This is a genomic window from Azospirillum sp. B506 (genome assembly GCF_000333595.1).
Lineage (GTDB): Bacteria > Pseudomonadota > Alphaproteobacteria > Azospirillales > Azospirillaceae > Azospirillum.
Genome location: NZ_BADK01000856.1, coordinates 1 through 6,672 on the forward strand (window position 1 = coordinate 1; position 6,672 = coordinate 6,672).

Genomic DNA, 6,672 nt, shown 5'->3' on the forward strand with positions numbered 1-6,672 from the left:
GGACATTGGCATACCGATCTGTTACTTGGCCGGGCGACGCGAAAGAGGATGGCGGTACCGGTTTGCCCGCCTCGAAAGTGAGCGGAAATCGCGCCGTTTGTCGGACTGGTAGGGCCGAGGATCATGCCCATAAGATGGGCCATGCGTCCTTTCGGCCGAGCCGTCCGGGAACGGCGGAGCCACCGGACGTGTCAGGGTTGATCGTGTCCCAGGGGAATAACCCCGGCGACCCATCCGGGAACGACAGAGATGAAGCGTGTAACGATGACAGAAATAAACGCCTATCTGGACGGCGCCCTGAACGACCGGGAGCGGGCCGAATTCGAGAGCATGGTCGAGAGCGATCCCGACGCCAAGGCGATGCTCGCCCAGCATCGCCAGCATGTGGAGGAGCTTCATCGCCTGTACGACCCGGTCCTGACCGAAGAAGTCCCTCCGAAAATGCTGGAGCTGTTGCGTAAGCGGAACGGCTGAGCGCGGTTCCGGCCGCGTAATTTTTCTCCGTCAGGCGGCGCAGTGCGCTATTGCATGCGTCAGGCCCATCTTTGGGGGAAGGGCCAGTTCGGACGGATGAAACATGGCGCCGAGACGAGCGGAGCCGAGCATCCTGCTCGGCCCAATCCTGTATTTCCGTGGGGAACAGCGTGACCGCTGGTGGTTGTCAGCGTTGTTCGTTCTGGATGGGGAGGTCGAGCCCGACGACCTGCGGGTTGACGGAGTCACCCTGCCCGTACCGCCCCGTCACCTGACGGTCTGGCGGCGGCGCCATGTCTGGCGTTTCGACTTCGCTGTTCCCCGCGGCATGCGCGATACCGATGTGGCATATGGATTTCCCGACGGTCCCCGCTGGACCGTGGTCGTACCGGGACGTCATTCATTTCCGCGACTGGCGATTCTTTACGGAAGCGGAGCAATTGGCCGCACGGCGGCGGAGACCGCGCTGCCACCGGCACTCTGGCCGGACCTTCTCGCCCGCCATTCCGCCGACCGGTATCACCTGCTGGTCCAGGCGGGTGGCCAGATCGATGGCGATGCCGTGATGGCCGCCTCCCCCCAGGCCACCGCCCTGCTGTCGGATGCCTCCAGACGGCTCGGCCCCGCCCTGCCCGGCGTGGCGGAGGAGTTGATGGCCGCTGGATTCGACCAGATGCTGAGGGCGTGGAGCGGTGCCGCATCCGCATCGGTGCTGGCGTCGATTCCGTCGGTGATGATGTGGGACAGCACCGATCTCGGCCGTCTGCTCGCTGGCGCCTGGGGCCGGCGTGAAGAGGGCGATGCCGCCTCGCGCAGTCTGCGCCCTCTTTTGATGGCGACGCGGCGTCACGTCCAGCTGTACCAAACCGGGTCGGTGGCGGACAGCCCGCCCGATTGCCTGTGGGGATCGGCCTGCGGAACGCTGGCGCAGGGCTTCATCATGGGCGAGGTCGGGCTTCTTGCCCTCGACCTGTGGACCGACCGCAACGGCCGGCGCATGCTCAACGAACGGGATTGGAGCCTGCTGTTGGACTGGCTCGATCGCTTCGCCGCATGCCGTCATCTGATCCTGGTCAGCGGCCCACCGCTGCTGTCCCCGGCCGCCGCCGTGCTGGACCGGCTGGGGCATCTGCTTCCCAGCCGGCTGCGCAGCCGGTTGGGTGGAGACTGGTCGGCACCGGACCGCCATGCCGACTGGGAACGGATGATCCGGACAATAGCAGACTTCTCCCGTCGAAGCGGATGCCGAATGACGGTCGTGTCGCGCGGGTTGGCCGACGGTGCAGGGGGCCGTGGGGTGCTGCGCGGTGGAGGGCTGGAGATGTGGCAACTCTACACGCCATCCTTCACTGCCGGCGAGAGCACGAACCGCTGGCGATCCCGGCTGGCGGACCCGTTGGCAACCCGTCCCGACATCCCCCTGCCCGCCCATCGATTCGAGATGCCGGCCTTCGCCGGGACGGGAAGGCGCCTGCTGCCTGCTCCCGGCTGGATCGCATGCAGCTTCGACGCCAAGGGTCAGTTGCACGCGCGCTGGTGCCTGCCCGGCGACGATGGACGCTACAGCCAGGCCATCTGACGCGGCGCCTTCCTCATCCCGAGACCCGTTGTACCACGAAAAGCAGGCCCGGCACCGGCGCGCCCTTTTCCCGACGTGGGGTGCAGCGCTCCATCACACGGATGGTGAAGCCAGCCGACTCGGCAGTTTCCCGGACATAGATCTCCGTATGGGCGTAGCGCCGGGTGGCACCAAGGACGAAGGGTTCCGGCGACGATCCCTCCGGCAGACGCTCCACCGTCGCGGCGAAGCAGCCACCGGGCGCGAGGGCGCATGCCGCTGCCGCGAAGATCGGAACGAGGTCGCCAATGTAGACGAGGACATCGGCAGCTATCAGTTGATCCCAGCCGCCGGGCGCCCGCTCCATCGCTTCCACCACGTCGCCAACGTCAAGCTCGTCATAAAGGCCGCGGTGCCGCGCCTTCTCGACCATCCGCGGCGAAAGATCGACTCCGGCCAGATGCGCCGCCAGCGGCTTGAAGGCAACCCCTGCCAACCCGGTGCCGCAGCCGAGATCAAGAATCCTCAGGCCAGCGGCACCGGGGAAAACCCGGTCAATCGCCGAGCGCAGCAGGTCCGGCGCCGCATAGCCGAGCTTGCCGACCAAATCCTGGTCGAAACGGTCGGCATAACGGTCGAACAGGGCGCGAACATAGGCAGCGGACAGATCTTCACCCTCCCCGGCTTCCAGGGCGGCAATCAGCCGCTCGACCGCCGCAGCCTCATCCCCTTCGGCACTGTCCCGGGCGCGACGGAGGACCGCGATCGCCTTTACAGGTTCACGCAGGGCGAGCCAGCCACGGCCAAGCGCATGGTGGATGGCAGCATCGTCCTCATGCTGGCGGGTGAGCGGCTGAAGCAATTCGACTGCCGCCAGCGCGTCACCCGAGGCGGTCAACGCCTCTGCAAGAGCAAGAACGGCATCGCGGTCGGCAGGGCGCAGAGCCACCGCTTCGCGGAACTCCTCCAGCGCATCGTCCGGTCGGCCGAGAGCAGCCAGGCAGCGGGCGAGGCCGAGTCGCACCGGTGCCGAATCGCTCCGCTCGTCCTCCAAGGCATGGAAGAGAGCATATGCAGCATCGATTTCACCGCATTGCCGCAAGGACTCCGCCAACCTCAGGCGCCATGCCCAGTTGGTCGGCTCCAAGGTGACGGCATGTTGGAAACCGACTGCCACGTTCTCCGCCTGACCGGCACCGTCACAGGACTCAGCCAGTGCCGACCAAGCCTCGCCATTGGCGGGATCGACGGTGACAGCGACGCGAAATGCGCGCGCAGCTCCGGATGGATCTCCCGCATAGAGCCGGTCGTAACCGATCCGGAACATTCGATCGAGATGGTCGTTTGACGGCTCGCCGCCGATGGAGGGGTCCGCGGACACGGATGGATTTTCCTCTGGTGTCGGGCTTCGGCCGGGGGATGGCCGCCGGCCCGGAGAACCCGCCTCCGCGCGCCATCGGGCCGTCCCGGGCGTCGCTGCGGCACCGCCCAGGCCCGGCAACCGAGTCCAGGGAAACAAAGCGGCGCAGCTTACTGCCCCAACATGCTGCGCCGCGCAAGAGGGCAGCGAAAATCCTTCCAAAGTGTGATTCTGGCGACACGCTGCCGCAGTAGCCCCTTTTTCGATCCTTATCCTGAGGGGTAAGGGAGACCGGTTGGCGACCTCAATCGGTTTCGCCGGCAAATATGGCAATTCAATGGCTTAGCCCCCTAGCCGAAGGACCTAAACCGTCTGCCCAGGTGGCCTGCGCGACATCCGGCGGAGGAAAGCTGTGGTATTACCAGGGCGCAAGCGGGTTGACGATGGATCAAATTTTTGGAAATGTGGCCGCGGCGCCCGGTTGGGGGCGCTGAACATCTGGGTAGGAGGCGGTCGCCGTAAGCGACTCGGTGACCGGAACAACGGCCCCGCGCGGGGGGTCAAACAGCCGCCGTAGAACACGGGGCGTCAGCAGAAAGAGGTTTGGGATGCGGGGACGAAATCAGCGCGTGGGCGCCACAGGTTGTGGACGATACGCACTGGCTGCGGGACTGCTGACGGCTTCCCTGGTGGNNCTGACCGTTTCCGGCGGCGCCCAGGCGCAATCCTTGAGCCAGGGATCTTCAACCCCAGCCGTGTCCAAGAAAGCTGCGTGACCCACGCCGTGAGGCCCGACGAGAAGCTCGGCATTCCGTCCGCAATGCTGTGGCCCATCGCCTTGTGGAAAAGCGGTCAGGACGGTGCGCCCCACCCTTTCGCGATGAGTGTCGCGGGCCGTGCCTATATGCCCGGAATGTCAGCGACGCCGCCCGGCATCTTCGTGACCATCGTGGCCAGCTTCGCAGCAATACCTATGTCGGCTGCATGCAGTTGTCGGTCGCCACCCACCGCGGCGAGTTCCAGCCGCTGGAAAAGATTGTAGAGCCGCGCGACAACGTGTTTTACGCCGGTCAGCTTCTCGTCCGCTTTCATGGCGAGGAAGGCAACTGGAAGACCGCATTGACCCGCTACAACGGGAGCTCGGGCCGCCGCGCCCAGGCCTATGTTTGCAAGATCTGGCAGAGCCTGTCTGAACTGGACACGCAGAGTGCCAAGCTTCTGGCGTCATCGCGATGTGAAGACAGCGATCCGGTCAGCGTCGCTCCGCGTACCCGCCGCAGCTTCCACAATGCCCAGCAGGTCGCGGCCATCAACTGATTGGCCTCCCTGCCGCAATGCTTCAGTTTTATCGGCAAGACCGCTGGCGCAGCGTCGGCTGATCGGTTAAACCCCGAAGCATGAACTACCGCCACATCTACCATGCGGGCAACCCGGCCGACGTGATGAAGCACGCCGTGCTGGCGCTGATCCTCGATCATCTGCGCACCAAGCCGGCCCCCTTCTGCGTGCTCGATACCCATGCCGGCATCGGACGCTACGACCTGACGTCGGAAGCGGCCCGCAAGACCGGGGAAAGCGACCAGGGTATCGGAAGGCTGTTCGGCCATTCCCTGCCGCATCCGGCGCTGGCCCCCTATCTGGACGCCGTGCGGTCGTTGAATCCCGACGGCGGACTGCGTTGGTATCCAGGCTCCCCACATATTGCCCGCGCAGCCCTGCGCCCGCAGGATCGCACGGTGCTGGTGGAACTGCATCCCGACGACGCACAGAGCCTGAAGGCAGAATTCGCCGGCGACCGCGCCGTGGCGGTTCATCAGTCGGATGCATACACCGCGCTGAAAGCCCATCTTCCGCCCAAGGAAAAGCGCGGTCTGGTGCTGGTCGACCCTCCCTTCGAGCAGCCCGACGAATTCTCCCGCATGGCGGAAGGTCTGGCGCAGGCTCACCGCCGCTGGTCCACCGGCATCTTCGCCCTGTGGTACCCGATCAAAGAGCGCGCGGCGGTCTGGCGCTTTCAGGATGCCGTGGAGAAGGCAGGCATCCCGAAGGTTCTGATCGCGGAGTTGACCTGGCACCCGGAAGACACCCATCTGCGGCTGAACGGTTCCGGACTGCTGATCGTCAATCCGCCCTGGAAGCTGGACGAGACGCTGAAGGAGATGCTGCCACTGCTGCACAAGGCGCTGCCATCTACGGGCGGTGGCGCGACTGTAAGCTGGCTGACGCCGGAGGCGGCATAATTGGGAACTGATGGCGGAAGCGAATAAGGGTCACCATCCGGCAAAGAAAAACCCCAGGCCCAATGGGCCGGGGTTCAGTCAGGATGGAGACCGTTGGTTATCGATGACGGATCGTCATCGTTTGCGCGGTGGTCAGAACCGGCGCTCCGTCTGCTGAGCGGTGCCTTCCAGGCGGGCGTTCAGCTTACCGATGGCGGTGTTTGCCGTGCTGGACGACAGTTCGGAGATCTTGACGCTCCGACTGAGAACCAACTGCATGTTTTCCTTCAGCATCCGGCTCTGCGCCGCATAGAAGTCGGGAACGCTGCGGCTGCGCATCAGTGCGTTGACCCCCTCGGCGTTACGCGAGGCCATGTCCTGCGCCAAGCCGATCCACTCGCGCCAAGCTGTCTTCATGCCATCGGCCAGTACGCTGCCGCATTGGACCATGACATCCATGGTTTCCCGGGTCTGGCTGGCAACCTGGCCCTGCGCTTCCTTCGATAGCCCAAGCAGGCGCTGCATCTGCTCCGTTGTGCGGGCCGTTGCCTCGGTAGCCGAACCCATCACCGAGCCGGCGGCTTCCGAACCATCTCTGGTCAGGCCTGCACCGGCATCGAGGGCTTTCCGCCCGGCGTCCAGGCCGGAATCAGCTGCTTGGGCGCCTGCCTCTGCCGCGGTTCCACCGATCGAGCGGGCGGCATCGGCAGCGCGGCGCGTGGCGGCCTCGCCGGCGCGCGTTATCTCCTCCACCGTGGCCTTTGCCCGGTCGGCGGTCTCACGCACACCGGTCGTGGTGTCCTTGTCCATAACCATGCGAGATGCTCCTCGAATATGGTCGTCCGGGTGGACGCTTCTTCCCAAAGCGCGTATCGGTCATTTTGCTGCACCGCGGCACCGGAACAGACCTATAACACCTGACAAGCAGAAAGTTCCAGAACGAAAAATATTAATGCTATACCCCTTCTTTCGAGGTATATGGTTTCTTGAAGTTAATTTGCATTCTGCAAGGATCGAATCCGATTGAATCCGGTTTTATTAATCCGGATTCCTCAACATAC

The 6,672-nt window shown here is 64.6% G+C and carries 6 protein-coding genes; 4 read left to right on the forward strand and 2 right to left on the reverse strand.

The genetic code is table 11. The features are described from left to right. Nucleotides 1-264: 264 nt before the first annotated feature. Together I71_RS26605 and I71_RS26610 are read left to right on the forward strand one after the other, a co-directional pair. Complete coding sequence (locus I71_RS26605; RefSeq protein WP_244434070.1) at nucleotides 265-474, forward strand: anti-sigma factor; 210 nt, start codon at nucleotides 265-267, stop codon at nucleotides 472-474. Between the two features lie 103 nt (nucleotides 475-577). Beyond that, complete coding sequence (locus tag I71_RS26610) at nucleotides 578-2,053, forward strand: hypothetical protein (RefSeq protein ID WP_042701068.1); 1,476 nt, start codon at nucleotides 578-580, stop codon at nucleotides 2,051-2,053. Nucleotides 2,054-2,066: 13 nt separating this feature from the next. On the opposite strand, the gene I71_RS26615 is transcribed toward I71_RS26610, so the two are convergent. After that, nucleotides 2,067-3,533: a tetratricopeptide repeat protein gene (locus I71_RS26615; RefSeq protein ID WP_244434071.1), complete on the reverse strand. Its 1,467-nt coding sequence runs from the start codon at nucleotides 3,531-3,533 to the stop codon at nucleotides 2,067-2,069. Between the two features lie 849 nt (nucleotides 3,534-4,382). Here I71_RS26615 and I71_RS36500 point away from each other — a divergent pair. Further along, nucleotides 4,383-4,709: a hypothetical protein gene (locus I71_RS36500; RefSeq protein ID WP_148294378.1), complete on the forward strand. Its 327-nt coding sequence runs from the start codon at nucleotides 4,383-4,385 to the stop codon at nucleotides 4,707-4,709. A gap of 80 nt (nucleotides 4,710-4,789) precedes the next feature. After that, on the forward strand, nucleotides 4,790-5,632 hold the full coding sequence (locus tag I71_RS26625; RefSeq protein WP_042701072.1) for a 23S rRNA (adenine(2030)-N(6))-methyltransferase RlmJ: 843 nt from the start codon (nucleotides 4,790-4,792) through the stop codon (nucleotides 5,630-5,632). A gap of 132 nt (nucleotides 5,633-5,764) precedes the next feature. On the opposite strand, the gene I71_RS26630 is transcribed toward I71_RS26625, so the two are convergent. Beyond that, complete coding sequence (locus tag I71_RS26630; protein ID WP_042701074.1) at nucleotides 5,765-6,427, reverse strand: phasin family protein; 663 nt, start codon at nucleotides 6,425-6,427, stop codon at nucleotides 5,765-5,767. Nucleotides 6,428-6,672 lie beyond the last annotated feature (245 nt).